Below are 17,261 nucleotides of genomic sequence, written 5' to 3' on the forward strand. Positions count from 1 at the left end.
CGGGCCGCCTCCCAACAGGATCACCCCCTGCCGAGGGGGGCTGTCCCGGGACAGGGACAGCCCCCGGGTGGGTCAGCCGCACTCCGTCCCGTTGAGGGTGAAGGAGGACGGCGCCTGCGCCGGCGCGCCGCCGGCCTGGAACCCGAAGGAGACGGAACCTCCCGCCGGAATCGCCGCGTTGTGGGACGCGTTCTTCACCGTGACGCTTGAGCCGCTCTGCGTGGCGGTCGCGTTCCAGGCGTTGGTGATCTTCTCCGCCCCGCCGAAGGCGAAGCCCAGCTGCCAGCCGTCGACCGGGGCCGTTCCGGTGTTCCGGACCGTGACGTCCGCCGTGAATCCGCTTCCCCATGACTGGCCGACGCGGTAGGTGACCGCGCAGGAGCCGGCCGGGCCGGGCGTACCGGTCGGGTCGGGCGTCGGTGTGGGGTCCGGGGTCGTCGTGGGGTCGGGCGTCGGATCCGGGGTCGTCGTCGGGTCCGGCGTCGGTTCGGGTCCGGTGCCGTCGGGGGCGCTCCCCCACTGTGGCGCGGTGCCCTCGAGCAGCACCATGTGCGGTGCGTCCACGGGCGCGGTGCCGGGGGTCGTGGCCGACGAGGGGTAGGACCAGTCGTTCGCCGGATTCCAGGCCCCGGACGAGGTGATCCGGAACTGCACCTCCTTGCGGTACGCGGACTGGCCGGCCGGTGCGATGTCCGTGGCGGAGCAGTCCACGCTCACGTAGTAGACGTCCCCCGCCACATGCGTGGGGCCCGTCACCTGACCGCACTGGTTGTAGTTGGTGGTGAAGCTGATCTGTCCCGGTGTGACGCCGGGTTCCAGGGTGAAGTAGTAGCGCGCGGACGCGTTGGTGAGTGCGCGCGCCGGCCATGCGGACCGGTTGACGAGATATGCCTTGATCTCGGTGAAGTTGCTGCCCGCCGCGTTGACCGATGCCTGGACCGACATCTCGGGCCCGTCCGGTGTCTCCTGCCGCGGGAAGTCCGCGAGCGGGGCGCCGCCGTATTCGCCGTAGAGCCGGGCCAGTGCGCCGGTGAAGGCCGCGTTGTAGTCGGTGGCGACCTCGTTGTTCACGTAGTTGGAACGGTCGTCGGTGTACGAGTCGTTGGCCGCGCTGGGCCCGCCGACGAGGGCTCCGTACAGCGTGTGCCTGGTCTCCACGGGGTTGTTCATCTGGTCGGTCCACGAACCGTGTGCGGTGCGGTGGTGCGGCTTCGTCGGCGGGTTGCTGCCGAAGCCGACCACGTAACTCGACTTGCGCGGGTTGTCGCCCAGCGCGTAGTTGATCTGCCGGACGGCGAAGTCGTGGTATCGCGCCTTGCGGGTGGTGTCGGTCAGCCAGTCGGAGTAACTGAGCGCCACGAAGGCGGTGTTCGCCGCGTACCGCAGGGATCCCCAGCTGTCGAGCACGGCCTGGCCGCCGGGCGAGTAGGCCACGCGCTGCCCGTTGACGCCGACCGTCCACCAGTCGAGCCAGCGGTTCGCGTCGTCGACGTACTTCTGCTTCCCCGTCAGCTGGGCGAGCAGCACGTACGCCCCGTAGGAACTGTCGTCCCAGGAGAGCGTCCAGCGGTAGGACCGGGTGCTGCTCTGCGGCTCGGTCGAGAGGTTGTCGTAGTACGACTCGGCCTTGGCCAGGTACGAGGTGTCACCGGTGGCCTTGTAGAGCCAGATCGCGCCCCAGACCAGTTCGTCGTTGTACCCGCTCCAGGAGTTGTAGTACGCCTGCGCGTCGGTGATGCAGTCGCTGTACTTCCCGCGGTAGGTGTCGGCGAAGGTGTACAGCTGCTTCGCATGGGTGATCAGCTTCGTGGCGTACGCGGGGTCGCTGTCCGCGAACACCATCGACGAGGAGGCCAGGGCCGCCGCTGTCTGACCGGCCAGGTCGGTGCCGGGGCAGGAGGCGTCGATCTTGTAGGCGGGCCGCTTCATCGGCATCACCTCGGCCGGCCCCCACCATTTGTGGTCGTCCCCGCCGTTGCCCACCTGCCCGTAGAGGACGTTGGGCGAGGGATGCGCCTTGAGGAAGTAGTCGTTGACGAAGCGGAGGTTGTTCTTGAGGTACGGGAGCTGTCCGGAGGACGCGTACGCACTCTTCTCCTCGACACCGCCCCAGGCGAGCATGGTGGTGGAGAAGGCCATCGGCAGACCGAACTTGACGTGGTCACCGGCGTCGTACCAGCCACCCGTGAGATCGAGACCGGCGTCCTTCCCGTCGTCGAGGGCGGAATCACCGCGCCAGCCGACCCGGTTGGTGTCGGGGAGAGTGCCCGACTGCTGCGCCTCGTAGAACAGCACCGATTTCTGCAGCGCCTCGCCGTAGTCGAAGGCCGGCGCGGCGGCCGCGTTGCCGGACAGCGACAGCGGAAGCAGCAGACCGGCACCGAGAGCGAGGGCCAGCGCGATGGAGCCGGGGCGGCCGGGCCGGTACGCGGACGGGCCCGTGCCGGCCCGCCGGTGTCGTCTTCGCAGGGTGGGGAGAGTGAGCGAGCGCAACGGAACAATCCTTCCGTACGTCGGTGGGGGCGCGGAACCGCAACCGCATGGGAGCGCTCCCATAGGCGTTGCTCATGAAGCCAGCTCCCGTGGGAGCCTGTCAACACTTCTGACAGGAACACTTCAGCGAAGCGGCACGCTTCGGGGGAGTAGCTGACGCCGCCGCGCAGACCGGCCCGACGGGGAGTCCGTCGGGCCGGCCCGCGGCGGTGCGGAACCCCGGCCGCGCTCCTACGGAACGAGGAGGCTGAAGAGGTGGGCGCACGCCGCCGATTCCTGCTGGTGACGGGCGATCACCTCATACCTGCCCCGCTCGAACGCGCCGGTCTCCCACACCCCGTCGGACGCCTGCCGCAGGAACAGGAAGTCGGTGGGTGTGGGGGCCGGTTCATGGACCCCCTCGATGCGGTAGTAGCCGCCGGCCACCCCCGCGGAGCTCAGTGCGGCCCGCAGTTCCCGGCGTTCCACGCCGGTGCTACGCGCCCGCGGGAGCGAGGTAGCCGTGCTCCAGCAGCCACTTCACGTTCAGGCGCTGACCCTGGCCGGGGTCGAGGAAGACCGCGTCGAGCTTGATCTGCCGGCCTCCGCCCGGCTGCTCGAACCAGGGGGCGATGCTGCCCTGCCACACCCAGAAGGGCTTCGCGACCTTGTAGACGCGGTAGTCGCAGGCGACGGCCGCATCACGGGTGTTGAGGTTCTGCGGGGGCAGTGCGCGCTCCGCGTACGCGTCACCGGCCGGGGCCAGGTAGCCGCCGAACTCCGAGCCGAAGCGGTCCAGGCGCTGGCCGGTGCGCAGCTTCGTGGGCTCCTTGTCGATCTGGCCGTTGACCTCGCCGAACCCGTCGTTGGGCGGGTACTTCCAGCTGCCGGAGTCGGCGGGGCCCTCCCAGTACTTCTTCAGGAACGCCTGCGGGGACAGGGCTCCGGTGCGCTGGTAGCCCTTGAGGAGCGGTCCGACCGGGGCCAGGTTCCTGTTCGGCAGCCACTTCGGGCCGAGCCGCGCGTCGTCCTGGAACTCGCCGGTGCAGGGCTCGTGCCGGGCCGCGGCGCCGGTCTCCGGGTTCTCCGGCTTGGCCGAGGCGCTGGCCGCGGGGGCCGCGATCAGTCCGGCGGTGATGCCGAGTGCGGCAAATACGGTGCGCATACGGTGCATTCAGGGGTCCCCTCGGGTACTGACGGTCAAAGGTGAGGTGACAAAGGGTATCCGCATGATCACCGTGTGGGTTCACGGCGTGCCGTGCCGTGTCCCTGCTGCTCGTGAGTTCTCGGTGGGCGACGCAGGCGGGCCGCAACCTGGGCCTTACGTGAGCGCCGCGCTTGCGGGTCTCAGGCCGTCGCGGTATCGCCGGCGTCCGCCGGGGATGCTTCGGTGAGCGCGAACCAGGCTGTCTTGCCCTCGGGTTCGGGGCGCACGCCCCACTGGTCGGCCAGGATGTCGAGCAGCATCAGCCCGCGGCCCGAGGAGGCGAGTTCACCGGGGGTCCGCTGATGGGGCAGTTCGTCGCCGCGGTCCATGACCTCGACGAGCAGGCGGCGTTGGCCGGTCTCGCCGGTGACATAAGCGTTGAGGGCGCCGTCCTGGTCGGTGTGCACGAGTACGTTGCCGAGGAGTTCGGTCGCCAGGAGCACCGCGGTGTCCACCTGGTCCGGCCGCGCCCAGTCGTGCAGCAGCGCCTTCAGTTCGGCCCGGGCCTCGGCGAGTCCCTCGCCCTGGTCCTGGCCCACGGTCAGCATCAGCTGGCGCCGGCTGACCTCGGCCCGTGTCCGTCCGGGGTCCCGGCGCACGAGCAGGAGGGCGATGTCGTCGCCGTCCCGTCCGGTGTCGCCCTCCGGGGCGCCCGGCTCGGGGCTGAGCACGGACGCCATGAGCCGGTCGGCCATCCCTTCGAGGTCCTCGACGGGGCCCGGCGAGAACGCGTCGCGGACGCGGACCCAGCCGGTGTACATGTCGTGGCCGCCGTTCTCGATCAGCCCGTCGGTGCACAGCATCAGGACCTCGTCGTCGTGCAGGCGCACGATGTCGACGGGGTAGTCCTCCTCGCCGGGCATCAGGCCCAGGGGCAGGCCGCCGCTGACGTGCTTGATGAGACAGGTGCCGTCGGGTGTGCGCAGGACCGGGTGCGGATGTCCGGCGCGTGCGATGTGCAGGTCTCCGGTGGACGGGTCGGCCTCGATGTAGAGGCAGGTGGCGAACCGGTCCTCGTCGAGGGTGGTCAGGAAGCGTGAGGCCCGCGCCAGTACGGCGTCCGGGCCGTGCCCTTCGGCGGCATAGGCGTGCACGGCTGTACGCAACTGGGCCATCAGGCCCGCTGCGTGCACGTCGTGTCCCTGGACGTCGCCGATGACGAGGGCCAGCCGGCCGTTGGGCAGGTCGATGCTGTCGTACCAGTCGCCGCCGACCATGAGGCCGCCGCCGGTCGGCACGTAGCGCGTGGCCACGCTCAGGCCGGTGAGTGCCGGGCCGTCCGTGCGCATGCTGCGGCGCAGGCCCCGGGAGAGTTCCAGTTCGGCCCGGCTTGCCCTGGCGCGTTCCAGCACCTGGGCGATCATCCGTCCGGTCGCGTTCAGCAGGGCACGCTCGGACGCGGTGAACGCCACCGGTGCCCGGAAGGCCGTCAGCCAGACTCCGGTGACCCGTCCGGCGGTCACGAGCGGGACGAAGGCCCACGCCTCGCGGTTCTCGCGGGCGGACGTGTGCCAGGTCGCCGGGAAGCGGCGCCGGTACTCCTCCTTGGAGGCGAGATACACGGACCGCCCGGTTCGGGCGACCTCGGCGGCCGGATATCCGGTCGTCATCGGCATCCGGAACCCGCGGTCGGCGCCCCCCGGATAGAAGCCGAACTGGCCCAGAGCGACCAGGTTCGCCTCGGCGACACTGAACACGACCTGGCCGTCCAGCGCGAAATCGGGGGCGTACAGAGCGGCCACCAGCTTCAGCGCCTCGTCGAGGGAGTCGGCGTCGCCGAGGGCGTGCCCCGCGGAGAGCAGCAGGGAGTCGCGCGCTCTGGCCTCCTCGGTCGCGTCGGCGGGCGCCTCCTGCTCGGGAGGGCCCGGGCGGGGGCTCTCCAGGCGGTTCAGGGCGTCGATCTGGTCCAGCTCGGCCCCGAACCCGTCCGGCGGCGGCTCATGCCGTTCACCACCCATCCGGCATCCCTTCGTCCCGATGTCGTCGCCGACTGTCCGTTCCATGCTCCGACGGGAGAGCCGGGTCCGCAGTACGAGACGTCGTTGCAGCGGCGGGGCGGGGGTGCCGGGGCCGGCCGCGAGGCGGGAGATCGGGGGGCGGGTGAGGGGTGCGCGGGCGGGGCGGGAGGGGCAGCGTGGCAGCGCGAACGGGTGCGTCCGGCGGCGCGGATGGCCCCCGGTCCTCCGGGGCGGCGCCGCTCCGGAGGCGGTTACCCCTTGCTACCGGTACGCCGCTGCCCTGTGCACGTCACTGAAGTCGATGGCCAGGTCGGCCTCGCGCAGCGTCTCCTCGGCCACCCGGCGCGCCTCGGCGACCACATCCCCGTGTTCTTCCACGAGTCCGGCGTAGATCGGTGCCTCGGTACTGTCGGTGAAACTCACGTCGCACTGCCTCAATCGGTTGTGTTCGCCATCGTTCGGCCGGAAACAGGGGCCGATTCTACGTGGTCCGCCCGCGCGTCCGCAGAGGGCACCGAATCTCGGGCGTCCACGCGGCCGACCTGCGCTCTTACCGGTTTCGGATCTTGGGCGCCGTCCTTTCCGCCGCCCTCGCGGGGAAATCTGTTGACCTCAAGTCCGCTTGAGCTCATAGCGTTCTCCCTGCGCCCCGGTCAGTGTCCGCCCACCGGGAGCCGCTCAGGCAATTTCGCACCCCGGAGGCACCGCATGAGTATGGAAGTCACGGCGTGGTCATCGCTGCACAGCGCGATGAACGCCCAGCAGGACCGCAGACCGTTCTCCAAGGCCACCGTGCGCCGGATCGGCTCCTTCGCCCGGCCGCGCCGCCGCGAGGTCTACCGCTTCCTGTTGCTGAGCGTCGTCATGGCTCTGCTGGCGGTGGCCACACCGGTGCTGGCGGGGCGGGTGGTCGACGCGATCGTGCAGGGCAAGGAGAGCGGCACGGTCACCCGGCTCGCGCTGCTGATCGCCGTGATCGCGGTGGCCGAGGCGGGGCTCGGTCTGCTGACCCGGCTGCTGTCGGCCACGCTGGGCGAGGGCCTGATCCTCGACCTGCGTACGGCCGTCTTCGACCATGTACAGCGGATGCCGGTCGCCTTCTTCACCCGCACCCGCACCGGGGCCCTGGTCAGCCGGCTCAACAACGACGTGATCGGGGCGCAGCGGGCGTTCAGCAACACCCTGTCCGGAGTGGTCTCCAACCTGGTGACCCTGCTGCTGACGCTCACGGTGATGCTGACGATCTCCTGGCAGATCACTCTGCTCGCGCTCGTCCTGCTGCCGGTGTTCGTCGTTCCCGCCCGCCGGATGGGCTCCCGGATGGCACGGATGCAGCGTGAGGCGGCCGCGCACAACGCGGCCATGGGCACGCAGATGACGGAGCGGTTCTCGGCCCCCGGCGCCACCCTCGTCAAGCTCTTCGGGCGGCCCGCCGACGAGTCCGCCGAGTTCGCCGCGCGGGCGAGCCGGGTCCGTGACATCGGCATCCGTACGGCCATGGCTCAGTCGACGTTCATCACGGCGCTCACCCTGGTCTCCGCGCTGGCGTTGGCGCTCGTCTACGGGCTCGGCGGCTACTACGCGCTGCGCGGCAGTCTGGAACCGGGCGCCGTCGTGTCCCTGGCCCTGCTGCTGACCCGCCTCTACGCCCCGCTGACGGCGCTGGCGGGAGCCAGGGTCGAGGTGATGAGCGCGCTGGTGAGCTTCGAGCGGGTCTTCGAGATCCTCGACCTGAAGCCTCTTATCGCCGAGAAGCCTGATGCGCGCAAGGTGCCGGAGGGTCCGGTGTCCGTGGAGTTCGACGGTGTCTCCTTCGGATATCCGTCGGCCGACAAGGTCTCGCTCGCCTCGCTCGAAGAGGTGGCGACCCTGGACTCGCGCGGGGGTACGGAGGTGCTGCACGAGGTCTCGTTCCGTGCCGAGCCCGGCCGGATGGTCGCCCTGGTCGGCTCCTCCGGCGCCGGAAAGTCGACGATCGCGCAGCTGCTGCCCCGGCTGTACGACGCCGATTCGGGTGCCGTGCGGCTGGCCGGCATCGATGTGCGCGATCTGACCGCCGAGTCGATTCGCGAGACGCTCGGGATGGTCACCCAGGACGGGCATCTCTTCCACGAGTCGGTCCGCGCCAATCTGACCCTGGCCCGGCCCGGGGCGACCGAGGACGAGATCTGGGACGCACTGCGGCGCTCCCGGCTGGACGGTCTCGTGGCCTCGCTGCCCGACGGGCTCGACACGGTGGTGGGCGAGCGCGGGTACCGGCTCTCCGGCGGTGAGCGTCAGCGGCTGACGATCGCCCGGCTGCTGCTGGCCCGCCAGCGCGTGGTCATCCTCGACGAGGCGACCGCGCACCTCGACTCCACGTCGGAGGCCGCGGTGCAGGAGGCCCTCGCCGAGGCTCTGGAGGGGCGCACCGCCGTGGTGATCGCGCACCGGTTGTCGACCGTGCGGGCGGCCGATCTGATCCTCGTCGTCGAGGAGGGCCGGGTGGTGGAGCGTGGCACCCATGCCGAGCTGCTGGCCGTGGGCGGGCGGTACGAGGAGCTGTACCGGACGCAGTTCGCCGCTCCGGAGGCGGGGGAGACGCAGGGAGCGCACGCGGAGTCGGTCTGAGCCGGGCGCGGGCCCGGACCTGGGGCCTCTCGTTCGGATCATGCCGGGCTCGCGGGGTCCGACCTGATCCGAGCGAGAGGCCCTGGCGCAGGGCGATGCCCCCGGTCCGTGCGAACCGGGGGCATACGTGTGTGCGTGTGCCGGGGCGGGCCCGGGTCAGTCGGTGTCGGTCTCCTGGCCGGTGACGGAGCCGGTGGCCGCGTCCACGTCGACGGTGGTCTTCTTCCAGTCCTTGCCCACGACGTCCACGGACCAGACGAGGACGTTCTTGTCGTTCTCGTCGAGTTCCAGGGACGTGACCGTGCCCTTCGTCTTGGCCAGGGCCGCCTTGGCGGCCTGCCGCGGCGTCTGCTTGGCCTTGGCGATCTGGTCGGCCGTGGTGGTCTTGTCCTCCGAGTCCTGGTCGGAGTCCTCGGTCGACTTGACGACCTTCCCGGAGACGGCGTCGATGCGCACGATGTGCTCGGTACCGTCCTTCGCGGCGACCGTCGCGACCCACTCCGGCCCGCCGGCGGAGGGCGAGGCGCTGGCACCGCTGGGCGAGGCGCCGGTGGACGTCGGGGAGGCGCTGGCGCTTCCGGACGGTGAGGCGCTCTGGGACAGTGAGGCGCTGGCGCTGGGCGACGCGCTCTCGTCGTCCGTGTCGTCGTCCGACTTGCCGGGGCCCTTCAGGTCGAGGTCGACCACCTTTCCGCCGCTGACGGCGCCCTCGGCCGTCGTGACGGCCTTGTCGTAGGTGATCTTGGTGGAGGCGAGGAGCGTCTTGCGTTCCTTCTGGTCCTCGGTCAGCGCGGCGGTCGCGGACGCGCTCGTGCTGTTCGACGGCGTGGTGGTCCGCTCCGGGACGGCGCGCGCGGCTTCCGAGGTGGCGGTGCCGGTCGAGGAGTCGCCGCTGTCCTGACCGCAGCCCGTGAGCAGTGCCGCGGCCAGGAGCACGCCTGCGGCGCCGGCGGCGCGCAGACGGTGGCTGCGGAGGAATCCGGTGGTCTCAGGTGGGGAGTCACATGTCATGCCCGCATTCCTAACCGCACTGCCACTCCGGCATGACGTGCCGCTGCCGGAGTCACCCGATCACCGGAGTACCTGTTTCAGGCCTGCGCGTCCTCGGGGATGCTCACCAGCCACCGGGTGGCGCGGCGGGGCCTCAGGTACAGGGCCCAGTACAGCGTGGCCACTGCGGTGATCCCGCCGGTCCAGAGCAGGTACTCGGGCTCCTGCTGGGTCAGGATGTACGCGAGGACGAGGATGAGCAGCACCGGCACCGCGGGCCAGAGCGGCATGCGCCAGGCGGGTGCGTCGCGGTGGGCACCCCGGCGGCACAGCAGCGCCGCGACGGCCACCAGCAGGTACATGGCGGTGACGGAGACCCCGGTGACGCCGTACAGCGTGTCGAGGTTGACGAAGCAGAGGGCCGCTCCCGGAAGGCCGACCAGGAGGGTCGCCACCCACGGCGATCCGAACCGGCCGAGCCGGGAGAGCGCCTGGTTGACCGGGGCGGGCCACGCCTTGTCACGGGCGGAGGCGAACAGCACCCGGGAGTTCTGGATGACCATGACGATGCCGGCGTTGATGATGGCGAGGGCGACGCAGAGGCTGACGAACGTGCCGACGGCCGAGTTGGACCAGGCCTCGACCATGCCGCTGAGGTCACCGGAGGTCAGGGCCGCGAGGTCGGGGGCGCCCACGGTGATCGCGATGACGGGAACGAGGATGACGGCCGTCGAGATCACGAGCGTGGCGAGGACCGTACGGGCCACGTTGCGCCGCGGGTTCTCCAGTTCCTCCGAGAGGTAGACGGCCGTGGAGAAGCCCTGCGTGATGAAGAGGGCGATGGCGAGCCCGGAGACGACCATCATGGCGGTGACGGTCGAACTCGTACCGCCCGACGAGGCGACGGAGCCGTGCACGAGCGCGGAGGCGCCCCGCTCGGAGTGGGCGAACCCGAGGACGGCGACGACGCCGGCGGCGATCACTTCCAGGACCAGGAAGATGCCGGTGATCCATGCGTTCGCGCGCAGGTCGAGGAGGCCCGCGAGGGTGGCCAGCAGCATGACGCCCGCCCCGGCGAGGGAGGCGGGGATGTGCACGAGCGGTGCGAGGTAGTCGGCGGTCCCCATGGCGATGACCGGGGGCACGATCATGACGACGAGCAGGGAGAGCACGAAGACGAGCCAGCCCGCGAGCCGCCCCGCCATCGTCGACACCATGGCGTACTCGCCCCCGGCGCTGGGGATGAGGGTGCCCAGCTCCGAGTAGCAGAAGGCCACCGCGATGCAGAGCAGCGAGCCGATCGCGATGGTGAGCGCGGTGTACGTGCCGAGGCTGGAGAACAGGTCCGGTACGACCACGAAGAGGGTGGAGGCGGGAGTCACGCAGGAGAGCGTGAGCAGGGTCCCTCCGACGACGCCGATGGAACGCTTGAGCTTCTGCGGGGTGGGTCCGGTCGCGGGGGCGAGTGCCTGTGGAGCGCTGAGCGTGTCGGTCATCGAGTCGGGTTCCGATCAACAGGTGCGGTGTCTGAGCGCGGGAGCGGTATCGCCTCCGGGACGAGGTGTGAGGGGTGGTTCCGGTGCTCCCGACGCGTCATGCAATACCGACGCCTTCCGCAGGTCAATAGCTGTTTTCCTTCGGAATTCGTCGCCCGTGGATCACTGGTCGACGGTTTGCCGTCAAGATGGCGTCAGGGCAACGGGATCGGGCACTGCGGGAACCGCAGTGCGGCCGCTCGAAAAAATTCGGTTAAATCCATCCGGGGTTCGCCTGCGGACCCGGCGGCCATGGCTCTGCGGTCCCTGCTCTCCTGGGACCTTGGCCCGTGGGTCGCGATACGCGGGCTTTGGTGCGAGCCTGGATCCATGACTTGGGCGTCCTGGACGACACGCGGGATTTACTCGGGGCACGGCGGCGTGCTCACCGAGGAGGTCGGGCCGCTGTCCGGCGACTTGACCGTCCACACCACTTGGGCCGAGGGCACGGCGCAGATAACCGTGCAGTACACCGATGCGGCCGACTGGTTCACCATGGCGGGCAGTCCTGTGCCCTGTCCGTCCGAGAAGGCGAGCCGTTCGCTGCACGAAGCCGTGGTGGAGGCCGTCCGGCAGGGCGCGGCTGCCAGAGTTCCGGCCCTGCCGCCGGAACCGGGCGTCGCGGCGGGGGAAGCGGCCGCGGAGTAGCCCTCCGGGCGAGGCGGGACGACGCGGACGGGCCGGTGCCTCAGCGGCGTCCGCCGGTCCGGCGGTCGAGCATCTCCCTCCTGATCGCGGCTGCCACGGTTCCCGCCCGGTCCGAAGCAGCTTTCCGGCCGGCCTGCGCCGGCACGAAGCGGTGCAGCGGACTCGTACAGCGCGGACACGGGGAGTCGGCGGTGATCAGCCGCCCGTCCTCGCACGCCGGCTCGGCGCAGAGGCCCGGCCGGAGCAGTTGTTCGGCGATCTCCAGGGGATTGCGGCGGCGCCCTTCCTCGTCCTTCTCCTGAAGGGTGTGGGACCAGCGTGAGTGCCACCGCCGCTCGACCCGTTCCAGGAGCTGGTCGGGGGTGCGCCGGCTCAGTTCCCGCCGGATCATGTCCACGAGCTCGCCCGGGTAGCGGCCGCCGAACTCCCGCATGAGCGGCGACGGCAGAGCGTGCAGCAGATACAGGACCGGATCCGTGGACGGTCGCTGCCAGCGCGGGCACTGGCAGTCACCGTCGGCCGAGACCGGCATGGCGCACCGCCCGCATACCCCGCGGCAGTCACCGCAGAGCCCGTCGTCGAGCCCGCGCAGATGCGGGGCGGGCGCCCGGCCGCATTCCCGGCAGCAGGCGGCGCACAGTCCGCAGAGGCGTTCCCCGCCGACGGCGGTCGTCCAGGGCCGCTGCTGACACCGGCAGCAGCGGCCGGTGTTGCAGTGTTCGTGGTGGACCGCGCCCGGGTCACGTCCGAAAGGAGGAAATGACATGGCTCCGCTCCCCGGGTCCGGCTCGCTTCGGCACCCGGTGGCCCTTGCCGCGACGGGTGAGGCCACCGGTCCGGCCCGCCCCGCGCCCCACCGGACCGTTGCACACCGGAATGCCCGCGCTCCCCGATTGACCACATAATGCGGCCGATTGAACGTAATGATCATGCTCTGGCGCCGGTCGAGCCCGTTCGTGAGCGATTCCGTACCGCTGTGTGACCTTGCCGCCGGTGGCAGGTCAGGCCCGCGTCCGGCGACGCGGTCAGGGCCTGATGCTGCTGACGACGTCCGCGGTGGCCGTGAGCCCTTCCTGGATCGTGGGGGCCATGCTCGTACCCGCGAGGAAGAACCCGAGGAGGGCGCAGACCAGGGCGTGCGAGATCTTCAGTCCGCCGTTGCGGAGGAAGATCACCGCAAGAATCAGCAGAAGCAGCACCAGTGAGATCGAAATGGCCATGGCCAACCTCCTCCGCCGCGCCGGAATTGCGGCATTCGCCGTCAGTTTGGCGGAGCGGAGGAGCCATCCGGCGCACTGGCGTGTCCGCCAAACGGGTACGAATGGGCCGTGCCGGTCATGGGCTGTTGCTCTAGCGGGCGCGCCGGTCCTGGTCGCGCAGGAAACGGGCGAGTCCCGCGAGGTCGTCGGTGTTGAGGTGGTCCACGCCGGCGGCCAGCAGCTCGGCCCAGACCGCCTCGCGCTGCGGGCCGGCCGCGTCGGGCGTGGCCCAGAAGCGCACGCGCTGTCCCGCGCGGTGCGCGGCGACGGTGATCGCGCGCAGCGCCTCCCTTTCCGCGGGCGGGACCGGCCCGTCCCCGAGCCAGGTGAACGTCCCGGACCAACTGCCGCTGATGAGGGGGATGAACGAAGCGGTGGCCGCGGTGCCGAGGTCGTCGAGCCTGCCGTCGTAGAAGGCGTACCGGGTGGGCTGGGCCTCCATCGGAGCACGGGCGGCCCGGTCGCCCGAAATGACGGCCGTGACGGCTCCGGGCCGCACCCGCCCGTGCCGGAAGGAGGTCAGCATCTGCCGGTGGCGGCGGAGTTGGCGGTCGAGTTCCGCGTAGGCGGCCGCACCGTCCGTCTTGATGTCGATGAGCAGCTGCACCGGGGTGCGGTCGCCGCGGAACACGGTGCCGTGGTTGGCCCGCACCCGGGTGAGGAGCGGTTCGAGATAGAGCGCGGCCAGGGTGCGGGCGGGATCGAGGCCGGTGGCCTCGTGGGCGACGAGCAGTTCGCCGTCCACGAGGAAGATGTCGGCTTCGACGCTGGTGAATCCCTGGTCCAGTGCGTCGTGGAGCGGGCGGGGGTGCAGATAGTCGTTGTGGGCGTGAGCCCGGGGCAGGGACCGGGCGCCCAGGGCACGCGGGGCTTCGCTCGCGGTGGCCGTGCGAAGAGGTACGAACGCGCCTGCGGCCGTGGTGGCCAGTGCGGTGGTGACAACGCGGCGGCGGGTGGGGAACGCCATGGGATCTCCCGGTTGCGAGGCGTGCCGGACGGGCGGACGCGACCGAGTATGGAAGCGCCGCACCTCAACAGGTTTGCGAACGAGCAGAGTTGTCTCGTTCGCCGCCCCTCCGTCGGCCCGTGTTCCGCCCGTCGTGGCCGGATCCGCGCGAAACGGCCCTGGCGCGTGCCCCGGTACGCGGGCAGGACGGAGCGGGGGCGCGTGTGAACGCGCCCCCGCTCGGGGTACGGACGGCCCTCAGGGGGCCGGCAGCTCCATCAGGGCGGCGACGGTCTCGCGGTGGCGGCCCGCCGTTCCGAAGGCGGTCGCGTCGGCCTTGGCCCGCTTCAGATACAGGTGCGCCGGGTGCTCCCAGGTCATGCCGATGCCGCCGTGCAACTGGACGCATTCCTCCGCCGCGTGGACGGCGACCTTGGAGCAGTACGCCTGCGCCACGGCCACGGCCAACGGCGTGTCGGGGCTGCCCGTCGCCAGCGCGTCGGCGGCGTTGCGTGCCGCGGCCCGGGCCGAGACGACCTCCAGCCAGAGCTGCGCCATGCGGTGCTTGAGCGACTGGAAGGATCCGACCGGGCGGTTGAACTGGTGCCGCTCCCGGGTGTGCCGGACCGTCTCGGTCAGGCACCATTCGGCGAGTCCGAGCTGCTCGGAGGCGAGCAGCCCCGCACCGGCCAGCAGTCCGCGGTCCACCGCGGTCCGCGCCGCCCCGGCGTCCGCGAGCCGGATACCGGTGGCGCCGGTGAGGGTGACGGTGGCGAGCGGACGGGTGAGGTCGAGCGGGACGAGGGCCTGGACGGCGACACCGGCCGCGCCCGTTCCGACCGCGTAGAGGCCGTCGCTGGTGGGCACCAGCAGCACATCGGCGGCGGCCGCGTCGGCGACCGGCCCGAGTGTTCCGTCGAGAGCTCCGGTCAGCACCGGCGTGCCGGACGCCGCGGCGGAGAAGGGCACCGCGAGCACCGCGACCTTGCGGCCCTCGGCCAGTTCGGTGAGCAGTTCACCCACCGGTCCGTCCTCGACGCCGAGCGCCAGGAGCGTCTCGGTGGCGACGACGGAGCTGGTCAGGTAGGGCGCCGGGGCGACGCTGCGCCCCAGTTCCTCGATGATGACGGCAGCCTCGCGGTGGGTGGCGCCCTGTCCGCCGAGCTTCTCGGGCACCAACAGGCCGGCGGCGCCGATTCCGGTGGCGAGGGCCTTCCAGAGCTGCGGGTCGTACGGCGTGTCGGACTCGGTGCGGGCGATCACCGTCGGCGCGTCGGCCCGGTCGGCGAGCAGGGAGCGCACCGCGGCGCGCAGATCCTCCTCGGCCTCCGAGTACAGCAGATCGGGCGCCTGGCTCGGTTCGGTCGGTGCGGTCATCGGGAGAGGTCCTTCCAGGCGACGTCCTTGTCGTTGCGCGGCTCGGCGGGCAGTCCGAGCACGCGTTCGGCGACGATGTTGAGCAGTACCTCGCTCGTGCCGCCCTCGATGGAGTTGCCCTTGGAGCGGAGGTAGCGGTAGCCGGCGTCGCGGCCGGTGAAGTCGACGTGGTCCGGTCGGCGCATCGTCCAGTCGCTGTACAGAAGCCCGTCGTCGCCGAGGAGTTCGACTTCCAGGCCGCTGATCTCCTGGTTGAGGCGGGCGAAGGCGAGCTTCATGCCTGAGCCCTCGGGGCCCGGCTGTCCGGCGACGAGCTGCTGGCGCAGGCGCTCCCCGGCGAGCCGGGCGACCTCCGCCTCGACCCAGAGGGTCAGCAGGCGCTGGTGCAGATCGTGGGTGCGCAGCTCGGGGCGGTCGCGCCAGGTCGCGGCGATGGGGCCGATCATGCCGCCCTCGCGCGGGATCCGGGATCCGCCGATGGAGACGCGCTCGTTCATGAGGGTCGTCTGCGCGACCTTCCAGCCCTCGCCCACGGCTCCGAGCCGTCGGCTGTCGGGGATGCGCACGCCGGTGAGGAAGACCTCGTTGAACTCGGCCTCCCCGGTGATCTGGCGCAGCGGCCGCACCTCGACGCCGGGGTCGGTCATGTCGCAGATGAAGTAGCTGATGCCGCGGTGCTTGGGCACGTCCGGGTCGGTGCGGGCGATGAGGATCGCCCAGCGTGCCACGTGGGCGCTGGACGTCCAGACCTTCTGCCCGTCGACCACCCAGTCTTCCCCGTCGCGTACGGCACGGGTGCCGAGGGCGGCCAGGTCGGAGCCGGCGCCCGGCTCGCTGAAGAGCTGGCACCACACCTCCTCGCCGACCCACAGGGGGCGCAGGAAGCGCTGTTTCTGCTCGTCCGTGCCGAAGCCCAGGATGGTGGGGGCCGCCATGCCGAGGCCGATGCCGATGCGGCGGGGGTCGTTGTCCGGGGCGTTCGCCGCGGCGAGTTCGGCGTCGACGACGGGCTGGAGGGAGCGCGGCGCGTCGAGGCCGCCGAGTCCGGCCGGGTAGTGAACCCAGGCGAGTCCGGCATCGAAGCGCGCCTTGAGGAAGTCGGTGCGGTCCGTGGTGGCCGGGGGGTGGGCGGCGAGCAGTTCGCGGGTGCGGCGGCGCAGGTCCGCGGCGTCCGGGGCGGCGGTCATCGGGCGGCTCCTGACGGGAGGACGACGATGCGGCCGGTGCTGGTGCCGTCGGCGACGCGCTGGACGGCGGCCGCTGCCCCGTCCATGGCGACGCGCTCGCTGATGAGCGGCTTGATGACGCCCTGGGCGGCGAGCCGGGTGAGCTCGTCGTGGCAGTCGCGGACCGCCTGCGGGTCCTTGGTGTTGTACAGGCCCCAGTGGAGCCCGAGCACGGAGTAGTTCTTCACCAGGGCGTGGTTGAGCCCCGGGGTGGGGATGACGCCGCTGGCGAAGCCGACGACGATCACCCGGCCCTCGAACGCGATGCACTTCACGGACTTGGCGTACGCGTCGCCGCCGACCGGGTCGTACACCACGTCGGCGCCGCGGCCACCGGTGAACTCCTTGACCGCGGCGACGATGTCCTCGGTGCGGCGGTCGATGACGAGGTCGCAGCCGAGTCCGGCGGCGGTCTTGGCCTTCTCTGGGCCTCCGGCCACACCGATGACGGTGGCGCCGGCGGCCTTGCCGAGCTGGACGGCCGCACTGCCGACGCCCCCTGCCGCGGCGTGGACGAGGAGGGTCTCGCCGGCCCGGAGGTGCGCCCGGCGGTGCAGTCCGAACCAGCCGGTCTGGTAGCCGATGTGCAGCGCCGCCGCCTCGGCGTCGTCCAAGGCCTCGGGGGCCGGCAGCAGGGCCGCCTCGTCCGCGACGACGTACTGGGCGAATCCGCCGTCCGGCAGGGCGGGAGTGGCGAGCACCCGGCGCCCGTCCTCGGTCCGGCCGCAGATCTCCACGCCGGGCGTGAACGGCAGCGGGGGCCGCACCTGGTACTGGCCGCGGCAGAGCAGCGCGTCGGGGAAGTTGATGTTCGCCGCGAGCACCTCGAGGAGCACCTGCCCGTCGCCGGGCGTGGGCCGGTCCACTTCTTCGAGCCGCATCACCTCGCTCGGCTCGCCGTTCCGGTGCACTCGCCATGCCTGCATGAGGGGCCTCCACAACACTGTCGGCATTACCACTGCTCCGGCGCATACTAAGCGGTCGCTTGCCCCTCTGGGAACAACCTGGGGGTGGCCGATCCGGCCGATGCGGA

At 71.3% G+C, this 17,261-nt stretch carries 15 protein-coding genes; 2 read left to right on the plus strand and 13 right to left on the minus strand.

Annotation, left to right across the window (positions count from 1 at the left end; translation table 11 throughout):
- Positions 1–72: 72 nt before the first annotated feature.
- From ABTX18_RS00925 to ABTX18_RS00945, 5 genes are all read right to left on the minus strand, one after another.
- Positions 73–2,493, minus strand: a complete 2,421-nt coding sequence (locus ABTX18_RS00925) for a glycoside hydrolase family 9 protein (protein WP_352120582.1) — start codon at positions 2,491–2,493, stop codon at positions 73–75.
- Between the two features lie 231 nt (positions 2,494–2,724).
- Positions 2,725–2,961: a hypothetical protein gene (locus ABTX18_RS00930; protein ID WP_352120583.1), complete on the minus strand. Its 237-nt coding sequence runs from the start codon at positions 2,959–2,961 to the stop codon at positions 2,725–2,727.
- Between the two features lie 7 nt (positions 2,962–2,968).
- Positions 2,969–3,646 (minus strand): TNT domain-containing protein, encoded by a 678-nt coding sequence (locus ABTX18_RS00935; RefSeq protein WP_352120584.1) that lies wholly within the window; start codon positions 3,644–3,646, stop codon positions 2,969–2,971.
- A 173-nt stretch (positions 3,647–3,819) separates the two neighbouring features.
- Positions 3,820–5,682, minus strand: coding sequence for an ATP-binding SpoIIE family protein phosphatase (locus tag ABTX18_RS00940; RefSeq protein ID WP_352120585.1), 1,863 nt, complete (start codon positions 5,680–5,682; stop codon positions 3,820–3,822).
- 216 nt (positions 5,683–5,898) lie between these two features.
- Positions 5,899–6,060 carry a hypothetical protein gene (locus ABTX18_RS00945; RefSeq protein ID WP_352120586.1) on the minus strand — a complete coding sequence of 54 codons (162 nt, stop codon included), beginning with the start codon at positions 6,058–6,060 and terminating at the stop codon, positions 5,899–5,901.
- A gap of 285 nt (positions 6,061–6,345) precedes the next feature.
- On the opposite strand from ABTX18_RS00945, the gene ABTX18_RS00950 reads away from it, so the two are divergent.
- A complete protein-coding gene (locus ABTX18_RS00950) occupies positions 6,346–8,247 on the plus strand; it encodes an ABC transporter ATP-binding protein (RefSeq protein WP_352120587.1) in 1,902 nt (633 codons plus the stop codon).
- Between the two features lie 156 nt (positions 8,248–8,403).
- Here the strand turns inward: ABTX18_RS00950 and ABTX18_RS00955 are convergent, their stop codons facing one another.
- The gene (locus ABTX18_RS00955; protein ID WP_352120588.1) at positions 8,404–9,258 is read right to left on the minus strand and encodes a PepSY domain-containing protein; all 855 of its coding nucleotides are present in this window, start codon (positions 9,256–9,258) and stop codon (positions 8,404–8,406) included.
- Between the two features lie 77 nt (positions 9,259–9,335).
- Complete coding sequence (locus tag ABTX18_RS00960) at positions 9,336–10,733, minus strand: APC family permease (RefSeq protein WP_352120589.1); 1,398 nt, start codon at positions 10,731–10,733, stop codon at positions 9,336–9,338.
- Between the two features lie 369 nt (positions 10,734–11,102).
- On the opposite strand from ABTX18_RS00960, the gene ABTX18_RS00965 reads away from it, so the two are divergent.
- Positions 11,103–11,420, plus strand: a complete 318-nt coding sequence (locus ABTX18_RS00965; protein ID WP_352120590.1) for a hypothetical protein — start codon at positions 11,103–11,105, stop codon at positions 11,418–11,420.
- A 40-nt stretch (positions 11,421–11,460) separates the two neighbouring features.
- Here ABTX18_RS00965 and ABTX18_RS00970 read toward each other — a convergent pair whose 3' ends face one another.
- From ABTX18_RS00970 to ABTX18_RS00995, 6 genes are all read right to left on the minus strand, one after another.
- Positions 11,461–12,186 carry a hypothetical protein gene (locus ABTX18_RS00970; RefSeq protein WP_352120591.1) on the minus strand — a complete coding sequence of 242 codons (726 nt, stop codon included), beginning with the start codon at positions 12,184–12,186 and terminating at the stop codon, positions 11,461–11,463.
- 259 nt (positions 12,187–12,445) lie between these two features.
- The gene (locus ABTX18_RS00975; protein WP_136325822.1) at positions 12,446–12,640 is read right to left on the minus strand and encodes a hypothetical protein; all 195 of its coding nucleotides are present in this window, start codon (positions 12,638–12,640) and stop codon (positions 12,446–12,448) included.
- Positions 12,641–12,770: 130 nt separating this feature from the next.
- Positions 12,771–13,646, minus strand: a complete 876-nt coding sequence (locus ABTX18_RS00980; RefSeq protein WP_352120592.1) for a phosphatidylinositol-specific phospholipase C/glycerophosphodiester phosphodiesterase family protein — start codon at positions 13,644–13,646, stop codon at positions 12,771–12,773.
- A gap of 237 nt (positions 13,647–13,883) precedes the next feature.
- Positions 13,884–15,002, minus strand: a complete 1,119-nt coding sequence (locus tag ABTX18_RS00985; RefSeq protein ID WP_352120593.1) for an acyl-CoA dehydrogenase family protein — start codon at positions 15,000–15,002, stop codon at positions 13,884–13,886.
- Complete coding sequence (locus ABTX18_RS00990) at positions 14,999–16,189, minus strand: acyl-CoA dehydrogenase family protein (RefSeq protein WP_352120594.1); 1,191 nt, start codon at positions 16,187–16,189, stop codon at positions 14,999–15,001. Before ABTX18_RS00990 ends, ABTX18_RS00985 begins: the two co-directional genes overlap by 4 nt.
- The gene (locus ABTX18_RS00995; protein WP_352120595.1) at positions 16,186–17,154 is read right to left on the minus strand and encodes an NADPH:quinone oxidoreductase family protein; all 969 of its coding nucleotides are present in this window, start codon (positions 17,152–17,154) and stop codon (positions 16,186–16,188) included. The genes ABTX18_RS00990 and ABTX18_RS00995 overlap by 4 nt, the downstream gene beginning before the upstream one ends.
- Positions 17,155–17,261 lie beyond the last annotated feature (107 nt).

The organism is Streptomyces sp. NPDC096323 (assembly GCF_040302845.1).
Taxonomy (GTDB): Bacteria; Actinomycetota; Actinomycetes; order Streptomycetales; family Streptomycetaceae; genus Streptomyces.

Coding starts and splice junctions, on each gene's coding strand:
- ABTX18_RS00950 (WP_352120587.1), top strand. CDS start 6,346: ATGAGTATGGAAGTCACGGCGTGGTCATCGCTGCACAGCGCGATGAAC.
- ABTX18_RS00940 (WP_352120585.1), bottom strand. CDS start 5,682: ATGGAACGGACAGTCGGCGACGACATCGGGACGAAGGGATGCCGGATG.
- ABTX18_RS00960 (WP_352120589.1), bottom strand. CDS start 10,733: ATGACCGACACGCTCAGCGCTCCACAGGCACTCGCCCCCGCGACCGGA.
- ABTX18_RS00980 (WP_352120592.1), bottom strand. CDS start 13,646: ATGGCGTTCCCCACCCGCCGCCGCGTTGTCACCACCGCACTGGCCACC.
- ABTX18_RS00995 (WP_352120595.1), bottom strand. CDS start 17,154: ATGCAGGCATGGCGAGTGCACCGGAACGGCGAGCCGAGCGAGGTGATG.
- ABTX18_RS00990 (WP_352120594.1), bottom strand. CDS start 16,189: ATGACCGCCGCCCCGGACGCCGCGGACCTGCGCCGCCGCACCCGCGAA.
- ABTX18_RS00965 (WP_352120590.1), top strand. CDS start 11,103: ATGACTTGGGCGTCCTGGACGACACGCGGGATTTACTCGGGGCACGGC.
- ABTX18_RS00975 (WP_136325822.1), bottom strand. CDS start 12,640: ATGGCCATTTCGATCTCACTGGTGCTGCTTCTGCTGATTCTTGCGGTG.
- ABTX18_RS00935 (WP_352120584.1), bottom strand. CDS start 3,646: ATGCACCGTATGCGCACCGTATTTGCCGCACTCGGCATCACCGCCGGA.
- ABTX18_RS00970 (WP_352120591.1), bottom strand. CDS start 12,186: ATGTCATTTCCTCCTTTCGGACGTGACCCGGGCGCGGTCCACCACGAA.
- ABTX18_RS00955 (WP_352120588.1), bottom strand. CDS start 9,258: ATGACATGTGACTCCCCACCTGAGACCACCGGATTCCTCCGCAGCCAC.
- ABTX18_RS00985 (WP_352120593.1), bottom strand. CDS start 15,002: ATGACCGCACCGACCGAACCGAGCCAGGCGCCCGATCTGCTGTACTCG.